The organism is Xanthomonas campestris pv. badrii, assembly GCF_012848175.1.
Lineage (GTDB): Bacteria > Pseudomonadota > Gammaproteobacteria > Xanthomonadales > Xanthomonadaceae > Xanthomonas > Xanthomonas campestris_C.
In genome coordinates this window covers 1,020,202-1,043,094 of the sequence record NZ_CP051651.1, presented here as the reverse complement: position 1 = coordinate 1,043,094, position 22,893 = coordinate 1,020,202, and the positions used below count along the sequence as shown (strand labels likewise).

Annotated in this window: 13 protein-coding genes and 1 riboswitch; of the genes, 4 read left to right on the top strand and 9 right to left on the bottom strand. The window is 66.0% G+C overall.

Annotation, left to right across the window (positions count from 1 at the left end; translation table 11 throughout):
• Nucleotides 1-8: 8 nt before the first annotated feature.
• On the bottom strand, nucleotides 9-413 hold the full coding sequence (locus HG421_RS04485; RefSeq protein ID WP_169705390.1) for a hypothetical protein: 405 nt from the start codon (nucleotides 411-413) through the stop codon (nucleotides 9-11).
• 16 nt (nucleotides 414-429) lie between these two features.
• On the bottom strand, nucleotides 430-1,683 hold the full coding sequence (locus HG421_RS04480; RefSeq protein ID WP_169705389.1) for a multidrug effflux MFS transporter: 1,254 nt from the start codon (nucleotides 1,681-1,683) through the stop codon (nucleotides 430-432).
• A 263-nt stretch (nucleotides 1,684-1,946) separates the two neighbouring features.
• A riboswitch (glycine riboswitch) is annotated at nucleotides 1,947-2,061 on the top strand.
• A 90-nt stretch (nucleotides 2,062-2,151) separates the two neighbouring features.
• On the opposite strand from HG421_RS04480, the gene gcvP reads away from it, so the two are divergent.
• The 4 genes from gcvP (at nucleotide 2,152) to HG421_RS04460 (ending at nucleotide 10,170) form a co-directional block, all read left to right on the top strand.
• A complete protein-coding gene (gcvP, locus tag HG421_RS04475) occupies nucleotides 2,152-5,094 on the top strand; it encodes an aminomethyl-transferring glycine dehydrogenase (RefSeq protein WP_211161781.1) in 2,943 nt (980 codons plus the stop codon).
• A 148-nt stretch (nucleotides 5,095-5,242) separates the two neighbouring features.
• A complete protein-coding gene (locus tag HG421_RS04470) occupies nucleotides 5,243-6,865 on the top strand; it encodes a carboxylesterase/lipase family protein (protein ID WP_169705387.1) in 1,623 nt (540 codons plus the stop codon).
• 136 nt (nucleotides 6,866-7,001) lie between these two features.
• Entirely contained in the window at nucleotides 7,002-7,856 is an 855-nt protein-coding gene (locus HG421_RS04465; protein ID WP_169705386.1) for an aldo/keto reductase, read from the top strand.
• Nucleotides 7,857-8,067: 211 nt separating this feature from the next.
• Nucleotides 8,068-10,170, top strand: coding sequence for a catalase (locus tag HG421_RS04460; RefSeq protein ID WP_169705385.1), 2,103 nt, complete (start codon nucleotides 8,068-8,070; stop codon nucleotides 10,168-10,170).
• Between the two features lie 635 nt (nucleotides 10,171-10,805).
• On the opposite strand, the gene HG421_RS04455 is transcribed toward HG421_RS04460, so the two are convergent.
• From HG421_RS04455 to HG421_RS04425, 7 genes are all read right to left on the bottom strand, one after another.
• On the bottom strand, nucleotides 10,806-11,543 hold the full coding sequence (locus tag HG421_RS04455; RefSeq protein WP_169705384.1) for an AraC family transcriptional regulator: 738 nt from the start codon (nucleotides 11,541-11,543) through the stop codon (nucleotides 10,806-10,808).
• A 123-nt stretch (nucleotides 11,544-11,666) separates the two neighbouring features.
• On the bottom strand, nucleotides 11,667-12,152 hold the full coding sequence (locus HG421_RS04450) for a hypothetical protein (protein WP_169705383.1): 486 nt from the start codon (nucleotides 12,150-12,152) through the stop codon (nucleotides 11,667-11,669).
• 377 nt (nucleotides 12,153-12,529) lie between these two features.
• A complete protein-coding gene (locus tag HG421_RS04445; RefSeq protein WP_169705382.1) occupies nucleotides 12,530-14,650 on the bottom strand; it encodes an alpha/beta hydrolase family protein in 2,121 nt (706 codons plus the stop codon).
• A gap of 146 nt (nucleotides 14,651-14,796) precedes the next feature.
• Nucleotides 14,797-15,642: a transporter gene (locus tag HG421_RS04440; RefSeq protein ID WP_169705381.1), complete on the bottom strand. Its 846-nt coding sequence runs from the start codon at nucleotides 15,640-15,642 to the stop codon at nucleotides 14,797-14,799.
• Between the two features lie 532 nt (nucleotides 15,643-16,174).
• Complete coding sequence (locus HG421_RS04435) at nucleotides 16,175-18,145, bottom strand: OPT family oligopeptide transporter (RefSeq protein ID WP_169705380.1); 1,971 nt, start codon at nucleotides 18,143-18,145, stop codon at nucleotides 16,175-16,177.
• Nucleotides 18,146-18,311: 166 nt separating this feature from the next.
• Complete coding sequence (locus HG421_RS04430; protein ID WP_169705379.1) at nucleotides 18,312-19,130, bottom strand: HDOD domain-containing protein; 819 nt, start codon at nucleotides 19,128-19,130, stop codon at nucleotides 18,312-18,314.
• A 343-nt stretch (nucleotides 19,131-19,473) separates the two neighbouring features.
• Nucleotides 19,474-22,725, bottom strand: coding sequence for an error-prone DNA polymerase (locus HG421_RS04425; RefSeq protein WP_169705378.1), 3,252 nt, complete (start codon nucleotides 22,723-22,725; stop codon nucleotides 19,474-19,476).
• Nucleotides 22,726-22,893: the final 168 nt, after the last annotated feature.

The window sequence follows — 22,893 nt, the reverse complement described above, 5'->3', positions numbered from 1 at the left end:
GGCAAGAGTCAATTGAGCTTGGCACCACCCTGCAAGCGCTCGCTCAATTTGGTCTTGAACTGCTCGAACTCCATGCCGCCGGCCTGGGCTTCGGCATGCGCGGCGTCCTTGAGCGCGTCCGAGTAGGTCAGCCGCACCGGCGTACCCTGGCGTTCGTGCAGTTCGGCAGCGCGCATGATAAGGGCCAGCACCTGCGCGGCGCTGGTGCTCTCACCGGCGATGCGGCCGTCCATGCCCAATACCCATTCGCCGTCGCGGCGGACGATGCCGGCCAGCAGGGTGCGTTGCTGGTCGCGCAGTTCGGCGTGCGGCTCGATCGGGGAGACCGGCGTGGGATTGGCGGCGGCCTGATTGCGCTGGCGCTCGGCGGCGCGTTTGCGGGCATCGCGGCGCAACTTGGAATCGGTGGACATGCAGGCTCCTGTCGGGTCAAAGGTGGTCGGCCGGTTCCAGCGGGACCGCCTCGGTCGCCTGGCGGTGACGCAGGCGGCGGCCGCTGCGGCGCTCCCAGCGCCAGAATAGCCAGCCCAGCAAGAAAAAACCGGTCATGCCGATCGCCAGATGCCGCGGATGTTCACTCAGCAGCGGCGACAGCACACCGGCCACCAGCGTGTTGGTCATCAATTGGGTGAAGGCCTGCAGCGAGGACGCAAGGCCGCGCTGGTGCGGGTACATGTCCAGCACCGCCAGCGCCAGGATCGGGAAAATCAACGCCATGCCCACGCCGGCCAGGAAGATCGGCAGCACCGCCCATGGCAGGGCGATCTGCGCCACCGACATGGTGTAGCCGAGGTTGGCCAGCGCGGCCACGCCGCAGCAGATGAACCCGATGCGGATCTGCCGCACCGGCTCCATGCGTCCTGCCATGCGCCCGGACAGAAACGAGCCCAGCGTCATGCCGCCGATGGTGGGGATGAACAGCCAGGCGAAGTCGCCCTCGCCCAGGCCCAGGTGCTGCATGATCAGCACCGGCGCCGAGGCGATGTACAGGAAGATGCCGGCGAAATTGAACGCCCCTGCCGCAGCCAGCCGCTGGAACCGCGGATTGAAGCCGATCCGCACATAGTCCTGCAGCAGGCGCTTGAACTGCAGGGGGGTACGCGCCTGGACCGGATGGGTTTCCGGCAGCCAGACCAGGGTGGCCACCAACAGCACCAGTCCGAATGCCACAAGGAACCAGAAGATCAGCGGCCAGCCGGCGCCGCTGAGCAGGATCCAGCCGCCGATGATGGGCGCGATGGCCGGCGCAATGCCGAAGATCATCGACACCTGGCTCATCAGCCGCTGCGCATCCGGGCCATGGAACAGGTCGCGGATCACCGCGCGGCCGACGATCATGCCCACGCCCGCCGACAGCCCCTGCAACGCGCGGAACGCCAGCAACGTGGGCAGGTCCTGCGACAGCGCGCAGCCGATCGAGGCGGAGATGAACAGCACCAGCCCGCCCAGGATCACCCGCTTGCGGCCCCAGGCGTCGGACAGCGGCCCGTGCGCGATGCTCATCGCCCCGTAGGCCAGCAGATACACGCTGATCGTTTGCTGGATCGCCACCTGGTCCACTGCCAGGCTGCGACTGAGCCGCGAGAACGCCGGGAAGATGGTGTCGATGGAAAACGGGCCGAACATCGCCAGCCCGGCCAGCAGCAGCGCCATGCGTCGGGTGGAAGGCGTGGTGGGGGTCATGCAGGGATCCGAAACGTGGTGCATCGGGGGACGCACGCCGGCACCTGCCTGTCGCAATGCCGGGATGAGCATAAGGACGCCGATGATAGGCGCTTGCGGTGCCAAGGTTAAGCAAACGCGAGTGCGGACCCGGATCAGGGCCGCGCCTGCCCGCCCCACGGCGCGCAGCCACGCTATAATCGGCCGGCAACACGGTGGGAGAAGCGGCACTGCCGCTGCCGAAGGCGCAACAGCCCGTAATCGCTCAGGCCCGATACCATCTTCAACACAACTCTGGAGAGACCGGCCGATGCCGGCGCCGAAGGGGCACGGAACGCAGGCAGGCCCAGCGCCAGGCCGCGTTCTCAAACTCTCAGGCAAAAGGACAGAGGGGCGCGAGGAAGACCGCCACTGCGGCAGGTGATGGTGCGCCCATGCGCGTCATGCCGGTTGCGGTGCTTCCGACCTTTCGCATGCCCTCTGCCCCGGATGCCCGCCATGTCCCACACTCCGTCTTCCCTGCGCGACCTCGAACACCACAGCGCGTTCGTCGAACGCCACATCGGCCCCAACGACGCAGAAATCGCGCAGATGCTGGACGTGGTCGGCCACGCCAGCCTGGATGCGATGACCGACGCCATCGTGCCGGGCAACATCAAGTCGCCGGCCGCACTTGCGCTGCCCGCGGCGATCACCGAGGAAGAGGCGCTGGCCAAGATCCGCGCCATCGCCAGCAAGAACCAGGTGCACCGCACTTTTATCGGCCAGGGCTATTACGGCACGCATACGCCGAAGGTGATCCTGCGCAACATCCTGGAAAACCCGGCCTGGTACACCGCCTACACGCCGTACCAGGCAGAGATTTCGCAGGGCCGCATGGAAGCGTTGATCAACTTCCAGACCCTGTGCGCGGACCTGACCGGCATGCAGATCGCCAACGCCTCGCTGCTGGACGAAGCCACCGCTGCGGCCGAAGCGATGACGCTGGCCAAGCGTTCGGCCAAGTCCAGATCCGACACGTTCTTCGTGCACGATGCCGTGCATCCGCAGACGCTGGAACTGCTGCGCACGCGCGCCGAGCCGCTGGGCATCGTGCTGCGCGTCGGCACGCCGGAAGAGGCGCTGCAGGCCGAATGCTTCGGCGTGCTGCTGCAGTATCCGGACAGCTTCGGTCACATCGGCGACCACGCCGCGCTGGCCGATGCCGTGCACGCGCAAGGTGGCCTGGTGGCCGTGGCCACCGATCTGCTGGCGCTGACCCTGATCGCCGCACCCGGCGAATGGGGCGCAGACATCGTGGTCGGCAATTCGCAGCGCTTTGGCGTGCCGTTCGGTTTCGGCGGCCCGCATGCAGCCTTCATGGCCTGCCGCGATGCCTACAAGCGTTCGATGCCCGGCCGCCTGATCGGCGTGTCGATCGATGCCGCCGGCAATCCTGCTTACCGTTTGACGCTGCAGACGCGCGAGCAACATATCCGCCGCGAGAAGGCCACCTCCAACATCTGCACAGCGCAGGTGCTGCTGGCGGTGATGGCCTCGATGTATGCGGTCTACCACGGCCCCGACGGCCTGACCCGCATCGCGCGTCGCACCCATCGCCTGGCCGCGATCCTGGCTGCCGCACTGCGCAGCGCCGGCGTCACCGTGGGCGAGCATTTCTTCGACACCCTCCACGTCAAGGCGATCGATGCCGATGCCATCCACGCCCGTGCGCGTGCGGCCGGCATCAACCTGCGCGCCATCGACAGCGAAGCGGTGGGCATCAGCCTGGACGAAACCACCACCCGCGCCGACGTGGTCGCGCTGGCGCAGCTGTTCGGTGCCACGGCCGATGTGGACGCGCTGGATGCCGCCACCGCCGATGCCTTGCCGCAGGGCCTGCTGCGCACCACCCCGTTCCTGACCCACCCGGTGTTCAATACCCACCACAGCGAGCACGAATTGCTGCGCTACATGCGCTCGCTGGCCGACAAGGATCTGGCGATGGATCGCACCATGATCCCGTTGGGCAGCTGCACCATGAAGCTCAACGCCACCGCCGAAATGATCCCGGTGACCTGGCCCGAGTTCGGCGCGATCCACCCGCTGGCACCGGCCGAGCAGTCGGCCGGCTATGCGCAGTTGATCGACGAACTGGAAGCGATGCTGGTCGAATGCACCGGCTACGACGCGGTGAGCCTGCAGCCCAATTCCGGCGCGCAGGGCGAATACGCCGGCCTGCTGGCGATCCGTGCCTATCACCGCGCCCGCGGGCAAGCGCATCGCGATATCTGCCTGATCCCCGAATCCGCACACGGCACCAACCCGGCCTCCGCGCAGATGTGCGGCATGACGGTAGTGGTCACCAAGTGCGATGCCAACGGCAACGTGGACGTGGATGACATCCGCGCCAAGGCGGAAAAGTATTCCGATCGCCTGGCCGCGCTGATGATCACCTACCCGTCCACCCACGGCGTGTTCGAAGAAGACGTGGTGGCGATCTGCGAAGCGGTGCATGCGCATGGCGGCCAGGTCTACACCGACGGCGCCAACATGAACGCGCTGGTTGGCGTGGCCAAGCCCGGCAAGTGGGGCTCGGACGTGTCGCATCTGAACCTGCACAAGACCTTCTGCATTCCGCACGGTGGTGGCGGCCCGGGCGTGGGCCCGTGTGCAGTGAAGTCGCACCTGGCGCCATACTTGCCTCGTGCCGGCCTCCATGCCGGCGAAGGTCAAACTGCCGCCATCCATGGCGGCGGATTCAACTCCGGAAGCGGGGCAGCAGACGTCCAGCGCACCGGCGGCATGGTCAGCGCGGCCGCCTATGGCTCCGCCTCGATCCTGCCGATCAGCTGGATGTACGTGACCATGATGGGCAGCGCCGGCCTGCGCAAGGCGACCCAGGTGGCCTTGCTCAATGCCAACTACATCGCCAAGCGCCTGGCACCGCATTACAAGACGCTGTACACCGGCCGCAACGGGCTGGTGGCGCACGAGTGCATCCTGGACATCCGCCCGCTGGAGAAGACCAGCGGCATTGGTGCCGAGGATATCGCCAAGCGGCTGATCGACTTCGGCTTCCATGCGCCGACCTTGAGCTTCCCGGTGGCCGGCACCTTGATGGTGGAGCCGACCGAAAGCGAATCGCAGCATGAACTGGACCGCTTCATCGACGCGATGATCCAGATCCGCGAAGAGATCCGCGCCATCGAAGACGGCCGCCTGGACCGCGAGGACAACCCACTCAAGCACGCCCCGCACACTGCCACCCAGGTGTCGGCCAGCGAGTGGACCCACGCCTACCCGCGCGAACTGGCCGCCTTCCCGCTGCCCAGCCTCAAGCAGCAGAAGTACTGGCCGCCGGTCGCCCGCGTGGACAATGTCTACGGCGACAAGAACGTCATGTGCGCGTGCATCCCGGTGGATGCGTACAAGGAAGACGCCGAGGCCTGAGCGGTGCGACGCACGTTGTAAGCAACACACCCAGCCGGGAACGGCTGGGTTTTTTCATGGCGCGCCAGCTGAGAGGGTCATTTGCCTGGCCTACACGTGCAGCCGGGATGATGGCGGACGTCCTTACCGTACTGGCAGAGCCTGGCACATGCTTGAACTGAAACATCTCGTCGCTGGGCTGCTGGCCGCCTGCATGGTGAGCGGCTGCACGCCGCGTCGTCCCGGCGAGGTCCCGGCGCTGGTGGAGGCGCGCGATGCGCAGGCGGTGGTGGTGCAGACCGACACCGGGCCGGTGCGCGGCGTGGCCAGCGCGCAGGGGCGTGCGTTTCTCGGCGTGCCGTTTGCGGCGCCGCCGGTGGGCGCGCTGCGCTTCCGCGCGCCGCAGCCGGTGGCGGCATGGACGCGGGTGCGCGATGCCACGCAGGCCGGTCCCGCCTGCCTGCCGCGCTATGGCTTCGGGCACAAGCATGTCTCCGAGGACTGCCTCACGCTCAATCTCTATGCTCCGCCCGGCCCTGCGCCCGCGCATCCGCGCGCGGTGATGGTGTGGATCTATGGCGGCGCGCTGCAGTTGGGCAGCAATGTCGATTACGACCTGAGCGCATTGGCCGCGCGCCAGGATGTGATCGTGGTGGCGCCCAACTACCGGCTGGGCGTATTCGGGTTCCTTGCGCACCCGGCGCTGCGTGGCGAAGGCGAAGGCGCCTACGCCCTGCTCGATCAGCAGGCGGCCCTGCGCTGGGTGCAGCGCAATATCGGTGCCTTCGGTGGCGATGCGCACAACGTCACCGTGTTCGGCGAGTCGGCCGGGGCCTGGAGCATCTGTTACCAGCTGGTGTCGCCAGGGGCAAAGGGCCTGTTCCAGCGCGCCATCCTGCAAAGCGGCAGCTGCCTGTCTGCCGATTCCAGCATCGCGCGCAACGCGGCCGAAGACGGCGGCACACGCATGGCGCAAGCGCTGGGATGCGCCAGCGATGCGGATGCGGCGGCATGCCTGCGCGCGCTCCCGGCCGACGCCCTGGCCGATGCCAAGCCGCAGCGGCGCGGCCTGACCGGCCGCGATTCCTGGGCACCGATCAGCGGTGGCGACGTGCTGCCTGTGCCGCCTGCTGCCGCCATCGCCAGCGCGCAACAGGTGCAGGTGCCGGTCATGATCGGCACCAATCGCGATGAAGGGCGGCTGTTTGCGCAGCTGCTGTCCTATGTTGGCGGGCTCACTCTGCGCAGCGGCTACGCCTCCCGCGTGGAGCGCATGCACCCTGAGGCCAACCACGTGATGGCGCAGTACGCGGACATCGCCGCGCAGTCGCGCTGGAATGCGTATGCCGACATCGTCACCGATGGCAGCTTTGCCTGCCCCACCCGCCGGCTGGGGCGGGCATTGCGCACGCAGGCGCCGGTGTACGCCTACGAGTTCGATGATCCACAGGCGCCCTACGGCCTGCTCCGCGTGCCGTTCTCGCCGCCGCTGGGCGCGTATCACGCCTCCGAGCTGGTGTACCTGTTCCAGCGCCCGTGGGTGCTGAGCGGCCGCCCGCGGTTCACTGCCGCGCAGCAGACGTTCTCCACGACCCTGCAGGACTATTGGGGTGCGTTCGCGCGTACTGGCGAGCCTAATGGCGATGGTCGTCCGCCGTGGCCGCGCTTCGATGGCGATGCCCCGTTGCTGCTGTCGCCGCAAGGAATCGGGCCAGCCACGGATTTCGTGCAACGTCATCGCTGTGCGTTCTGGGATGCGCACGCCGACGCGCGCCCACCGGCACTGCCGTGACTTTCGCACCAGGATCAGCCGCACGTAACACGCCATGGGCAATGTTGTCCGTGCCGCCAGGAAGTTCGCACGGTTCGGTCCGTGTCGCATCCGGGCTGTCATTGGTGCATCGCATTCACCGTTACAGGAGCCTTCCATGACCACCGCTACGTCATCCCCCTGCCCCACCGTGCAGCTACGCAACGGGCGGCAGGCTCCGGCACTGGGCCTGGGTTCCTGGAATCTGGGCCAGGGCCGGCATCCGCCGCAGCAGGAGATCGACGCCTTGCAGGCCGGCCAGCAACTGGGCATGCGCCTGATCGATACCGCCGAGATGTATGGCAATGGCCGCTCCGAGCAATTGATTGGCCAGGTCATCGATACCGCGCAGCCGCCGTACCTGGTGTCCAAGGTGCTGCCGAGCAACGCCAGCGCACGTGGTATCGCGCGGGCCTGCGAGGCCAGCCTGCAACGCCTGGGCGTGCGCAGCCTGGATCTTTACCTGTTGCACTGGCGCGGTGGCAGTGACTTGACCGAGGTGGTGGACGCCTTCGAGGCGCTGCGCGACGCTGGCAAGATCCGCGACTGGGGCGTGTCGAATTTCGACGTCGACGACATGGAAGACCTCTGGGCCATCGATGGTGGGCAGCGTTGCCTGGTCAACCAGGTGCTGTATCACGCCGGCAGCCGCGGGATCGAATTCGACCTGTTGCCATGGTGCGCCGAGCAGGCGGTGACCGTGATGGCGTATTCGCCACTGGGCAGCCGTGCCTTGCTGGATCATCCGGTGCTGCACGCCATCGGCAAGCGGCGCGGTGTAGCCGCGACCGCCGTCGCACTGACCTGGGCAATCCGCAGCGGCAAGGTGATCGCCATCCCGGAGTCCGGAACGCCCGCGCATGTGCGTGCGAATGCGGCGGCCTGCAGCCTGCATCTGGAGGCGCAGGATCTTGAAGAACTGGATCGCGCCTTTCCTCCTCCTACGCGCAAGCAGGCGCTGGATTTATTGTAAATCGTTCGTGCCGTATTCCACGATGTGCTGCTATCTCGTTGGCAACTGTGTGATGGTCTGCCGGTCATCCAACGCGCGGTAGCGCACGCTTTGCGCCGCTGAATCGAACGCATGTGAGTATTCGTTCGCATGCAGACACGCGCAATTAACGGCGGTACTCCCACGCTCGCCGAAATAGCTCGCCTCTCAAGCCCGCCAACGTGGAGTCCCCATGGCCAAGTCCCCCAAATCCGCACAGCCCCCTGCTGTCGACGATTCCGCAACTGCGCATGATGTGCGCGGCACCGGCGACGAACTGCACCAGAAGGCCGGCGGTACGCATCCGCAGCTGACCACCAACCAGGGCATCCCCGTTGGCGACAACCAGAACTCGCTGCGCGCCACTCCGCGCGGGCCGACGTTGCTGGAAGATTTCATCCTGCGCGAGAAGATCACCCATTTCGACCACGAACGTATCCCCGAGCGCATCGTGCATGCGCGCGGCAGTGCCGCACATGGCTACTTCGAGTTGACCAAGTCGTTGAGCCAGTACACCACCGCCAAGATCTTCACCGAAGTGGGCGAGAAGACGCCGTTGTTCACGCGCTTTTCTACCGTGGCAGGCGGCGCCGGCTCGGTGGATACGCCACGCGATGTGCGCGGCTTTGCGGTGAAGTTCTACACCAAGGAAGGCAACTGGGATCTGGTGGGCAACAACATCCCGGTGTTCTTCATCCAGGACGCGATGAAGTTCCCGGATCTGATCCATGCAGTGAAGATGGAACCGGATCGCGGCTTCCCGCAGGCAGCCAGCGCGCACGACACGTTCTGGGACTTCATTTCGCTGTCGCCCGAATCCATGCACATGATCATGTGGGCGATGAGCGACCGCACCATTCCGCGTTCGCTGCGCATGATCGAAGGCTTCGGCATCCACAGCTTCCGCTTCCTCAACGAGAAGGGCGAAAGCACGTTCGTCAAATTCCATTGGCGTCCCAAGCTTGGCCTGCAATCGACCATCTGGGACGAGGCGGTCAAGATCGCCGGCGCCGACCCGGACTTCCAGCGCCGCGACCTTTTCGAAGCCATCCAGAACGGCGACTTCCCGGAATGGGAATTGGGCGTGCAGCTGTTCACCGAAGCGCAGGCCGATGCCTTCCCGTTCGATCATCTGGATTCCACCAAGGTCATCCCGGAAGAACTGGTGCCGCTGCAGATCGTCGGGCGCATGGTGCTGGACCGCTGGCCGGACAATTTCTTTGCGGAGACCGAACAGGTCGCGTACTGCCCGGCCAATATCGTGCCCGGTATCGACTTCAGCAACGACCCGTTGCTGCAAGGCCGTCTGTTCTCGTACCTGGATACGCAGCTGAGCCGCCTGGGTGGGCCGAACTTCCACCAGATTCCGATCAACGCGCCCAAGTGCCCATTCGCCAACAACCAGCGCGATGGACATATGCAGATGGGCGTACCGAAGGGTCGCGTGGCCTACGAACCGAGCTCGTTGCAGGCAGATGCGCCGCGCGAGGCGCTGCGCGGCTTCCCCAGCCACGCCACGCCCGCAGAGGATGGCGCGAAGGGCCGCGTGCGTGCGGAAAGCTTTGCCGACCATTACAGCCAGGCGCGGCTGTTCTTCCGCAGCCAGACTGCACCGGAACAGGCCCATATCGCTTCGGCCCTGGTGTTCGAGCTGTCAAAGGTGGAAACCGCGCATGTGCGTGAGGCCATCGTCGGTCACCTGCGGCATATCGATGAAAGCCTGGCCAAGCGTGTGGCCGACGGCATGGGCATGATCCGCCTGCCGCCTGCCCCGCCTGCCGCGGTTGCGCCTACCGACATGCCGTTGTCGCCGGCCCTGCAGCTGATCGGCAAGATGAAGGACACCTTGCAGGGCCGTACCGTGGGCATCCTGATCCACGACGGTTCCGATGCCGCCGCCATCAAGGCCGTGCGCAAGGCGGCCGAGTCCGCAGGTGCCACGGTCAAGATCGTGGCGCCCAAGCTCGGCGGTGCCAAGCTCAGCGACGGCAAGCAGCTGGCCGCCGACGGACAGTTGGCCGGTACGCCGTCGATCGTGTTCGATGCAGTAGCGGTGCTGTTGTCCTCGGAAGCGGCGAAACTGCTGACCAATGAATCGGCCGCGCTGGATTTCGTCAGCAACGCCTGGGCGCATCTGAAAGCCATTGCCTTCGACGAAGGTGCGCAGCTGCTGCTCAAGGCAGGCAATGTCGGCAAGGATGCAGGCATCGTTCCGGCCGCTGATACCAAGGCATTCATCGCCGCCGCGAAGACGCGTCAGTGGGCACGCGAGCCGAAGGTGCGCATGCTGGCGTAACCACATCGGCAAAAGTGCTGCAAACTTGGGCGCGAGCGACTGTCATGTCGTTTCGCGCCCATTGCGTTTCATTGGCTCCTTATCAACATCCTGTGTTGGCGAGGACACAGCGCGCACGACTCGCTCAGCGTTCGAGCGCGATTGAGATGCCGCCATGACTCGGAAATCCTGCTCGCCGTGGAGTGATTGCATGGCGCGCGCGGAGAGATCAGTTGTGGAGCGGATATCTGCGATTAGGCTGCAGGGCCCTTGCCCGCCCACCATCGCGGGACACGCTGCAAGTACGTCCATGTAAGCTCTTTGGCGGCATCCATGCCGCCAAAGGTCCCGCGACGGTGGGCGGGCAAGGACCAATGGCGATAGTCGGTGTCCAAAGCTGCAAGCCATGCCGGACGTACGTCTGATTGGCTAGGCATCGCTCCGCGACTCGGACCAGCACGCCAACGCGTCGCACGAGACTGCCGGCTTTTTTACCAAGCGACCGACCAACGTCCTGGTGCGGTGTCCTCGCCGCTTGCGGGACCGTGTGGCGGCATGGATGCCGCCACCGAGCCTCCATGGACGGATTCACGGCGTGTCCCGCAAGTGGTGAGGACGCTGCACCCTCGACTACCCAAGCCTTTGACTACATCTTTTCAGCCGCTTTCAGCCATTTTTTCGCCAGGGAACTGCGCAGCGTTCGCCAACGCGCGATACTCGCGCGGCGTCATGCCCACTGCCAGCTTGAATTGCCGCGCAAACGCGCTCTGATCGCTGAAGCCGCAGGCGTGGCCGATCTCGGTCAGGCTCTTGTCGCCGTGCAGCAGATGCATGGCCATCTGCAGACGCAACTTGGCCAGCACCTGCTGCGGAGTGAGTTGGAACACCTTGCGGAACGAACGCTGCAGCTTGGACATCGAAAACCCGGTGATCTCCACCAACGCCTGCATGCGCACGTTCTGCGCGTAGTTGGCGTTGAGGTAGGCCAGCGCCAGGCGCAGTTTCTCGTACTGCGATTCGTGCCCGTCCTGCGGGCCCAGGTCGCGCGAGATGCCGATGATGCCCTGCACCTTGCCCTCCACCAGCAATGGGCGCTTGCAGGTGAGGCACCACCCCGGCTCGCGATTGGCGAACAGATGCAGTTCCAGCAGGTTGTCGATCACCGCGCCGGCCAGCACCTGTTCGTCCTGATTGGCATAGTTGGCGCCAAGCCCACTCGGGTAGACCTCGGCAACACGCTTGCCGATCAGGTCCTTGCGCGATTTCAGCCCCAGCCGCCGCAGCATGGTCTGGTTGACGTGGGTGTAGCGGCCCTCGCGATCCTTGACGAAGAACAGCACGTCCGGCACGGCATCGAACAACGCTTCCAGATCGGCAGGATCGATGCTCTTCATGCAGGGTGGTGGGCTCGTGACCAGGAAAGGCGCGTCGCTCGGACGGCGAGGCCGCAATCCCTGCGAACACCATCAGCGCGTGGCTTCATGATACGCCGCACAGACCGCGCGGCCTGCAGGCGCCTAGCGCGGATCTTCGGCCACGGTGGCCGTGGCTGCAGCGGGGCCGGCCTTGGCGCTGTCCAGCGAAGCACTGGTGGCGCCCATGCGATCGGCCGGCGTGCGCCGCGCCGTCCAGCCCTGCACGACCGCCGCGCCGGACCGCGACCCCACCTGCACACGCAGACGCGCGGCGGCGGTGGGTGCAACGAATTCGATTTCGCAATCGCCTGCCGCCATGCAGCTGTCGGCAGCCAGCGGATCGACCGGCTGCCAGCCCTGCTCGGCGATCGCCTGCGAGAACGCGCGGTAGCTCATTCCCGACTTCAGCGTTGCCGGCAACGGCACCAGCAGCTCGCTGCTGGCCGCATCGTTCGTCGTGCCGGCCGCGGGCGTTGCGTTGACCTGCGCGTGTGCAGCGGCGACCGCTGCAGGCCGCGGTACGGCGCTCCAGGCAGGGCTGGACATCAAGGCGAGCGCCAATATGGCGGGGCGGGCAAACGTGCGCATGCGCGACATCCTTGCGATCCTGGCAGGGATTGAGAAAGTTAAGGAAGCGCTATTTTGACACGTCTACATGACGTACGGGAAATGACCTAGCCGTCGATCAGCTGCCTTGCGTCGCCGATCTACGGCAAGCGAGCTCATCATCAAGTGCTTTGTGTACGGCATGCGGGGAGCAGGCGCTGCGCCTGCACGCCATACAGAGAAGAGCGACGCTGCGTTGCTTGCACCTGATGCGGCAGCCAACGGCGCGGCCCGATCCGGAAGGTAGCGCGCGGTGTCGCGAGCTCATTGAAACGTCGCCGCAGATCAATTCCATTGCCCGCAACAGTTGACCATCATCCCGGCACGCCGCACTGCGCGACATGCCGGGATGGCACAGCTTACTGGCCGATATGCTGCTTCAACCAGCCATTGACGGTGTCGTGCCACAGGATGCTGTTGTCCGGCTTGAGCACCCAGTGATTCTCGTCCGGGAAGTACAGGAACTTCGATTCGATGCCCTTGCGCTGCAGCGCGGTGAACGCGGCCAGGCCCTGTTCGACCGGAATGCGGAAATCCTGCTGGCCGTGGATCACCAGCATCGGCACCTTCCACTGGTCCACGTGCAGCACCGGGTTGAACTTCTCGTAGCCGGCCGGGTTCTGCCACGGCGTGCCGCCGTTTTCCCATTCGCTGAACCACAGCTCCTCGGTGGCGTAGCCCATGGTGCGGTTGTCGAACACGCCGTCGTGGTCGACCAGGCACTTCCACGGCTGATTCCAGTTGCCGGCCATCCAATAAACCATGTAGCCGCCGTAGCTGGCGCCCAGCGCGCAGGCCTTGTCGCCGTTGAGGAAGCCGTACTGCTTCTGCGCGGCGGTCCAGCCCTTCTGCAGGTCTTCCAGCGGGCGGTCGCCCCAATGCTGGCTGATCGCATCGGTGAACTCCTGGCCGTAACCGGTGGAGCCGTGGAAGTCGATCATCACTACCGCATAGCCCTGGCCGGCGTAGGTCTGCGGATTCCAGCGGTTGCTCCAGCCGTTGCCGAAGCTGCCCTGCGGGCCGCCATGGATCAGGAACGCCACCGGGTAGGTCTTGCCTTCCTGGTAGTTGTACGGCTTGACCACGTAGCCGTGCACGGTGTCGTTGTTCCAGCCCTTGAACTGGAACTGCTCGTAGTCGCCGAACTGCACGTCCGGCAGCTGCTCGCCCGCAGTCTGGGTGATGGCACGCAGATTCTGGCCCTGCACGTCGCTGACAACGATCTGGTCACCGCTCTTGAGCGAGTTGCGGGTGAACGCCAGCGTGGCGCCGGCCAGGGTCGGTGCATGCACGCTGCCCTCGCCCACCACTTTGGTCGCTTCGCCGCTGGCGATGTCGATCTTGAACAACGGATGCTCGCCGAGGTCGTCGGCACTGGTGTAGAGGCTGCTGCCATCGTCGCTCAAGACGATCTCGCCGGCCGAGCGATCCCACTTGGGCGCAATCTCGCGCGTCTTGCCGCTGGCCACGTCCATCGCCATCAAGCCGAAACGGTCGGCCTCGAAGCCGGGACGCTTCATGGCGCGGTAGTACAGCGTCTTGCCATCGGCACTGAACACCGGGCCGGCGTCCCAGGCCGGGTTGGATGCGGTCAGATTCACCGGTGCGGACTTGCCGCTGGCATCCAGGCGATACAGGTCGAAGTTGGTCTGCCAGGGCTCGTCGTTGCCGGTGGGCTTGGCGCCGGCCTTGGCGTTCTTGCCCGCTTCCGGGCCATGCGGCTGCGGGATGCGCACGCTGGCCACTACGGTGCTGCCATCGGGCGACCAGGTGTAGTCGTCGTTGCCACCGAACGGCTTGGACGGCGCATCGCCGGCAAGCGTGGCGCTGATGGCCGACGCACCGACCACCGCCTTGGCGCCTGCCGCTGGCAGGTCGGCCACGAACAAGGTATTGCGACGACCATCGTTCCAGGTATCCCAATGGCGCACGAACAGCTGGTCGTAGACCACACCGCTGGCCTTGCGGTTCTTGCGCTCGCCCAGCTTCTTCTTGGTGCAGCCCAGGTCCGAACCGCAGTCCTGGAACACGCCCGCACTGAAGGCGATGCGCTTGCCGTCAGGGGAGAGCTTGTAGCTGTCCACATCCACGGCAAAGGCAGTGAGCTGTTGCGGGGTGCCGCCGGCCAGCGGCTGCGCGTACAGCTGCTGGCTGCCGGACTTGCTGCTGAGGAAGTACACGGTCTTGCCATCCGGCGACAGCGCCGGGCTGTTGACGTTCCAGCCATCGGGCGTGAGCCGCTTGGGCGGCGCCAGATCGCGGGTGCGCAGATTGCGTACCCACAGGCTGGTGGCCGGCTTGCCATTGGCGGTCTTGGCCTGGCGCTTGGCGAACAGCACCACGCTGCCATCCGGGCTGAGCGTGGGCGAGGACACCCGGTCCAGCGCCACCATGTCGCGCACATCGAAACCGCGCGCGGCGGCGAGGCTTGGCAAGGCGGCCAGCAAACACAGGGGCAATACGGCGTGACGCAGCTTCATCGACATCTCCGGCAACGGCAAAACGTCGATGGTAGGCGTTGCTGCGGCGCACGCGCAAAGGCAGGAGGTCATGCGGAGTGAAATGGTGCGGCACGCCGTCGCGCGCCTTACCCATGCCGCCCATGGGCGGCACGGGCGGCAGCGCATCAGAAGCGGTGCGACATACCCACATACACCTGCGCATCCGGAGTGCGCTCGTTGAGGCCGAAGTTGGCGCCCACGTCCAGCTGCAACAGCGGGTTGATCAGATACGCAGCGGCGATGTCGGCCGAATACTGCTCGATGGTGTCGGCAGGGTCGCGGTTGATCGAGGACCACACCTCCACTGCCATCGACAGCTTCGACGTCAGCGGGCGGGCCAGGTTGATCGCATTGATCACCGCGATGTGCTTGCCGCTGCCATCGCTGTCGGCCAACCAATCGACCTCCGGGCCGAAGGTCAACGAGAAGCTGTTGGGCAAGGCGAAATTAATCGGCAATGCGACGCCTCCTTCCCATTCGTCATTGCCCAACCCGGTGCGTGCGGTGGGCGCCTTGACGAATGGCAGCACCGCGACAGTGGCGGTATCGCTTTCGTAGAAGCGCGCCTTCATGCGCAGATAGATGTCGCCACCGCCGCTCAGGCTGCTGCGTGCGCCGGTGGTGCGATCGGTGGTCTTGACCTGCAGCTGCGGCGCCCAGTTGAGCTGCAGGTCGATGCGGTCGCTGACGCCGACCTTGAGCGTGGGATTGGTGAACACCGAGGTTTCGGTGCGTGTGCCGGGCTGGCTGTCGCGGGTGTAGCTCCCGATGTCGGTTTCAAGCTGCCACGCGCCGGTCGGCACGGTACAGGTGGAATTGGCCTTGGTCGGCCGGTCGGTGCACAGCGCCGCTTCGGTGGCGTCTTGCGCCTGCGCTTGAGTGGCCAGGCCGCACAGCACGCCGGCCATGGCGATGGCCAGCAAAGGCAGGCGCGGTGCGCGGAAGGAGGAACGGTGGATAACAGTCAGCATTGCAGTAACTCCATGGCAGAGTGCTGGGCCGATGACGCGACAAACCAGCAGTAAGTGGGTGGGGATGCACGTGGAGAGGCGGATCGACTGCACGACGCCGCAATGGCAGCGTCCGGTTGATCCTATCGAACTGTCGAGCTCGCATGACAAAAAAGTGACCGCAACCGCGCCTTGAAAGAAACGCAGTGTGATTGGGCTAACGTTTTTGTCGGCTGCGGCAGCGGCGCGATGGCCTACGGCGCGGGTATCAGCAGGGTCGATCGAGGCATGCGGCAACTGTCACGCCTCATCCGTGCGGGAGACGGCACGATACGCAGCGGCGGCATAAAGGCGCTATGCACGAATCCTGGATCTGGCATAAAGCCGGCGCAAAGACGCCTGCAGACCAAGAACGCAGTCAGGGGCAATCGGTGGATCTGCGATGACGATGCGTCGTGATGTTGCAAATGGCAGCGGCATGCGCTGCGAGCAGGCCGCCTTGCGCGCCTGCCAGGACGGCGCATGCATCGCATGCGCCGTGTCCGTCGCAGGCTCAGGCGGCCTGTTCGCCGCGCTTGCCCACGCGGTATAGCAGCCAGCCGACCAGGGCGAGAATCGCCAGGCCAAACCATTGGTTGAGCTGCAGCGTGGCCGACAACGCCAGCACATCGGCGCGGCTGGACAGCACGATCGGCACCGCAATGGCGATGCCCATCAGCGCCTCGCCGGTGATCAGGCCGGCGGCGAACAACACGCCCGGGCGATGCACGCGATCGCGGCCGTCTTCGTCGTCGGCGCCGATGTTGTGGAAGCGCTCGACCAGATGCGCGATCAGCCCACCCAGGAAGATCGGCACCATCAGTTCCAGCGGCAGATAGATACCGATCGCCGCGGCCAGCACCGGCACGCGGAAACGCTTGCCGGTGGCTTTCAACCATTCGTCCAGGGCGATGATGGCTGCACCCACCACCGCACCGATGGCGATCATGCTCCACGGCAGCTGGCCGCCGAACAGGCCCTTGGCCACCGACGCCATCAAGGTGGCCTGCGGCGCGCCCAGCGAATTGGGATGTTGCGGCGTGGCCGGGCCGATGCCGTAGGCCTGCGCCAGCAGGTTCAGCACGGGCGCCATGATCAATGCGCACGAGAATGCGCCGATGCCCAGCATCAGCTGCTGTTTCCACGGCGTGGCACCGACCAGATAGCCGGCCTTGAGATCCTGCAGGTTGTCGCCGCCCACCGCCGCCGCGCAGCACACCACCGCGCCGATCATGATCGCGGCCACCGCGCCCAGCGGCGCGGCACCGATGCCCACCGGCACCAGCCCGCTCTTGCCCAGCAGCAGCACCAGCACCGCCGAGGCGAACAGGATGGTGGAAATGGTGATGCCGGAGACCGGGTTGTTCGACGAGCCAATCAACCCGGCCAGATAGCCCGACACCGACACGAACAGGAAGCCGGCCACGATCATGATGATGGTCATCGGGATCGACACATGCCACTGCTGCACGATGGCCTGATACAGCCCCAGCAGCGGCAAGGTGCACAGCACCAGTGCCACCAGCATCCACTTCATCGGCAGGTCGCGTTCGGTGTCGGCCACCACGCCGCCACCGCTCTTGCGCGCGGCGGCAAAGCCGCTCTTGACCCCAGAAAACAGCGACTTGCGCAGCGAGAACAGCGTCCACACACCACCGATCAACATCGCGCCCACGCCCAGGTAGCGGATCTTCGCGCCCCAGATGCCGAACGCGGCATCGGCCGCCGGCGCACCAGCCAGGCTCTGCGCCAGTGCCGGATCGCTGCCCATGAAGAACTGCTGGTAGAGCGGAGTGGCGATATGCCAGGACAGGATCGAGCCGGACAGCACCACGATGCCGACGTTCAAGCCGACGATATAGCCCACGCCCAGCAGCGCCGGCGACAGGTTGGTGCCGATATACCCCACCAGGCGGCTGCTGCCCAGGTAGGTGGCCTGCGCCCAGGTATCGGGGATCACGCGCAGGCCGCTGGCCGCACCCAGTTTGACCAGCGCGCCGATGGCGCCGGACACCGCCAGGATCTTCAGGCCCGGGCCGGGATTTTCACCGGCCTTGAGCACCTCGGCCGCCGCCTTGCCCTCGGGGAACGGCAGCGGGTCTTCGACGATCATCGAGCGCCGCAGCGGCACCGAGAACAGCACGCCCAGCAGCCCGCCCATGCCGGCAATGCCCAGCACCCACCAGTATTTGAAGTCCGGCCAGTAGCCCATGATCACCAGCGCGGGGATGGTGAAGATCACCCCGGCGGCGATCGACGACCCGGCCGAAGCGCCGGTCTGGACGATGTTGTTCTCCAGGATGGTGCCGCCGCCGAGCAGGCGCAGCACGCCCATCGACACCACCGCCGCCGGAATGGCGGTGGCGATGGTCAGGCCTGCGAACAGGCCGAGGTAGGCGTTGGCAGCCGAAAGCACCACCGCCAGCACGATGGCCAGCACAACGGCGCGGAAGGTGAGCTGGCGCGGTTGCGCGTCGTGGCTCATTGGGCATTCCCCTGTAGGCAAAAAATCCGCACCACGCTAGCGCCTACGCCGATGCGAGTCCAGCTGCGACGCGGCGTGACTGCCTGTACCCGGGGCAAGAAACGCGACCTGTTGAAGGCTGCGCGTTCGAGCCGCTGCGTCTGGAGTGACGCAGCGGCAAGTGCTGTCAGTGCAGCAACTCGGCAAACGCGCGATCGGCTTCGATCACCTCCGGCAGCGCCGCGAACAAGGCATCCAGATCCACGCCATCCATCAACGGCCCGCGCACCGCTTCCAGCGCCGCCGGGGTGGCACCGCCGTGGGCGTGCAGCGCGTCGGAGACCTGCACCGCCTGGGCGACCAGCAACGGCATCCGCGCGCCGTCGGGCGCAGCCGCGGGGCGCACCTGGTAGGCAATGGCGTCCTGGATGACGGCGGGCAACTGCCAGCGGCGCGCCAGCTCGGCACCTACCTCCGGATAGCCGAAGCCCAGCTGCAGGGTCTCTTCGGCCGCATGCCCGGCGGACGAGGTTTCGTGATTGATGCGGCTGGCGTAATCCGGAGCGCCGGACTGGATCAACAGCTCGCCGATGTTGTGCATCATGCCGCAGGTGAAGGCGGTCTCCGGGTCCAGCCCATGCTGGCGCGCCAGCAGGCGGCAGATGCCGGCCACCTCGAAACTGTGGCGCCAGAACGCCTTGAGGTCGAAGCCCGGGCCGGCACGGAAGGCGCCGGTCATCGCCGAGGCCAGCACCAGCGTGCGCAGCGCATTGAAGCCCAGGCGCATGGCGGCATCTTCCACGCTGGTGGAATCGCGCAGGCCATGGAAGCGCGCCGAATTGGCCAGCCGCAGCACCTTGGCGGCGATCACCGGATCGCGCTCGATGGTGTGCGCCAGCGTATCGATATTGGTGTCCGGATCGTCGAACTGACGGATCAGGTCCTGCGCCACCTTGGGCACGGTGGGCAAGGTGTGCAACTGGTCGAACAACGCCTCCAACTTCATGATCGCCTCGTGGGTGAAAGACAAGCCAGCGCGGCCGCGCGGACCTGCATGGTGTAGCACAGACCGCTTTGCTGCCAGTGACCGGTGGCGGGATATGTTCACCTACGCGTGCGGTTTTGCGCTGGCGGCGGTATCGCGCGCCCCGCCGGGCGATGAGCGTGGCCATGAGCGAACTTGACGGGATTGTCACAATCCAGGGCGTGGATGCCGGCAGTCATGCGGTTTGGCTGTCGATGCGCGGGGTGACAGCGCGCAGTGATGCAACGTTGTATCGAGCACAGCCACATCCTGCGCACGGACATGACGCATCGTTGCGTTGCCGGTGTGCTCCGTCGGGTGGCGCTCAATGAAAATCCCGCGAGGGCAGTTGCATCTGGCCGAGCAAGTCGCTGAGGTCGTACAGATCGCCGGCGATCAGGTGCTCCACGCCGTCCACGCGTTCCCAACGGCCGCGCACCGCGAGCAGGCGCGATTCCAGCAGCGCGCGTCGGCGGCGCAGCGCCAGATGGGCCCAGACGATGACGTTGATCATGCCGTGCTCGTCTTCCAGGGTGACGAAGATGGTGCCCTTGGCGGTGGCCGGCCGCTGGCGCTGGGTGACCAGCCCGGCCACGTGCACGCCGCTGCCGTGACGGCGCCCCTGCAGCTCGCGCAGGCCCAGGATGCGCCGCTGGCGCATCTGCGGGCGCAGCAGCGCCATCGGGTGCTGGCGCAGGCTCAGACCGACCGCGCGGTAATCGGCCAGGATCTCTTCGCCGGCGCGCGGTGCTTCGAACTCCACCAGGCGCTCGGCCGGGCTGCCCGGCAACAGGGGGCGCCGCGCCTCCACCCCGGCCATGGCCCAGCGCGCGGCATTGCGGTTACCCACCATCGACTGCAACGCCCCGGCTTCGGCCAGTGCCAGGCGCGCTTTTTCGTCGAGTGCGGCGCGCAGGCACAGGTCGCCTATATCGGCGAAGGCGCGTTGCGCGCGTGCGGCGACGATGCGTAGGGCGGCCTGTTCCGACAAGCCACTGACCTGGCGCATGCCCAGGCGGATCGCCGGTTGTTCGCCAGGATCGGCATCGTTGCGCCACGGCCGCCCGCCGACCAGGATGTTGTCCCAGTCGCTATGCAGCACATCCACCGGCAACACCTCCACCGGCTGGCGCTCCGGGCTGCCGCGGCGCGCGTCCTGTACGATCTGGCTGGCCGAATAAAACCCCATCGGCTGCGCATTGAGCAGGCCGCAGGCAAACGCCGCCGGCTCGTGACGCTTGAGCCAGCAGCTGGCATACACCAGCTTGGCGAATGAGGCGGCATGGCTCTGCGGAAACCCGTAGGAGCCAAAGCCCTTGATCTGCTCGAAGATCTGGTCGATGAAGGTGGCGGCGTAGCCTTTTTTCTGCATGCGCTCGCGCACGCGGGCGCGGTGTTGCTCCATGTCGCCACCGCGACGCCAGGCCGCCATCGAACGGCGCAGGTTGTCGGCTTCGCTCTCGGTGTATTCGGCCGCATGCATCAGCAGTTCCATCACCTGTTCCTGGAACAGCGGAACACCCAGGGTCGGCTTGAGGATGTCTTCCACTTCCGGCGATGGATAGTTCACTTGCTCGCGGCCCTGCCGCCTGCGCAGATACGGGTGCACCATGTCGCCCTGGATCGGGCCGGGACGCACGATCGCCACTTCGATCACCAAATCGTAGAACACTGAAGGCTTGAGCCGCGGCAGCATCGCCATCTGCGCGCGCGATTCGATCTGGAACACGCCCACGGTATCGGCGCGCTGGATCATCTTGTAGGTGGGTGCGTCATCGCCCGGAAGTGTGGCAATGCTGTAGCTGCGGCCGCGATGGCCGCGCACCAGGTCCAGCGTCTTGCGGATGCAGGTGAGCATGCCCAGGGCCAGGCAATCGACCTTGAGCAGCTTCATGGTTTCCAGATCGTCCTTGTCCCACTGGATGATGGTTCGATCACGCATTGCCGCGTTTTCCACCGGCACCAGCAGCGATAGCGGTTCGTCGGAAATCACGAACCCGCCGACGTGCTGCGACAGATGCCGCGGGTGATCGCGCAATTGCTCGGTCACTGCAAGGATCTTGTTGATCAGCGGGTTGGCCAGATCGAAGCCGGCTTCTTCGATGCGCTGCTCCATCGGCGTATCGCCATTGCCCCAGCCGTAGCAATTGGCCAGCAAGGCGATCTGGTCCGGCGGCAGGCCGAACGCCTTGGCCACGTCGCGCACGGCGCTCTTGCCGCGGTAGCAGATCACCGTGGCGGCAAGGGCTGCACGTTCGCGACCGTATTTTTCATAGACGTATTGCAGCACTTCCTCGCGGCGCTCGTGCTCGAAATCCACGTCGATATCCGGCGGCTCGTCGCGTTTTTCGGACAGGAAGCGCGCCATCAACAAGCGGGTTTCATCGGGATTGACTGCGGTGATGCCCAGCGCATAGCACACCGCCGAGTTGGCCGATGAGCCGCGCCCCTGGCAGAGGATGTTTTTTGAGCGCGCAAACCGCACCACATCGTGCACGGTGAGAAAGAACGCCTCGTACTTTTTCAGCGCGATCAAGGCCAGCTCTTTTTCGATGTCCTCGCGCACCTTGGACGAGACGCCGCCCGGCCAACGATTGCGGACACCGGCCTCAGTGAGCTGTCGCAGATAGCTGGTTGGGGTATGCCCTTCCGGCACCAATTCGCGCGGATAGGTGTATTCAAGCCTGGAAATATCGAAAGTGCAGCGCTGCGCCAGCGCCACCGTGGCCTGCAGCAAGGCCGGTGGATAGATATTGCCCAATGCGCGGCGTGTGCGCAGGTGGCGCTCGCCATTGCGGAACAGGTGCGCGCCGCACTCGGCCAGCGGCAGTGTGTGACGGATGGCGGTCAGGGTGTCCTGCACGATGCGCTCGCGGCGCTGCGCCATATGCACATCGCCGCTGGCCAGTGCGGTCATGCCCAGCCGTTGGGCCAGCAGTTGCAGCGCCTGCAGCCGTGCGGCGTCGTCCTGTTCGCGATGCAGCTCCACTGCGAGAAACGCACGCTCGCCAAATACCTGCTGCAACCACGCGCCCTGTTCGGCCTGCGGTTGCGCACCGGGCAACCACAACGCGAACACGCCCGGCACCCCGGCGCGGAACTGCGCCTCCACCTCGGTGCGCCCCAACCGATAGGCGCCCTTGCCTGCCGCGCGCCGCGCAGTGGTGATCAGCGCACACAGCTGCGGATAGCCTTGCGCATGTTCCACCAGCAGCACGAAGCGGGTGCCATCGACCAGGGTGAATTCGCTGCCGACGATCAGCCGCACCCCGGTGGCACGCGAGGCCTCCAGGCCGCGCACGATGCCGGCCAGCGAGCATTCGTCGGTGATCGCCAGCGCGCTGTAGCCGCAGTGGTGCGCGCGGGAAAACAGCTGCTCGGCACTGGACGCACCACGCAAAAACGAAAAGTCCGACAGGCAATGCAGCTCGGCATACGCAGGCAGGCCATCGGCATCCTGGCTGTGGGCGATGTCATCGTTGGCCGCGCGCAGCCGTGCAGCCACGTTCCAGGCACGCGGCATGCGCCCGCCGGGCGTCTCGCGGTCCACCCCATCGACGCCGTCATCCCAGCTCATGCACGGACGCCTTCGACAGCGGGCTGCGCGATACGGGTTTTCCAGTGCACGACAGATCGCGTGGCTGCAACACCAATTGCGTTTGACCGCAGCGGTGGCAGCCGCTTGCGCCCAAGCCGCCACGACCAGCCAGGCGGCACCTGCTCCGACCGCGCGGGCATGCCTGCG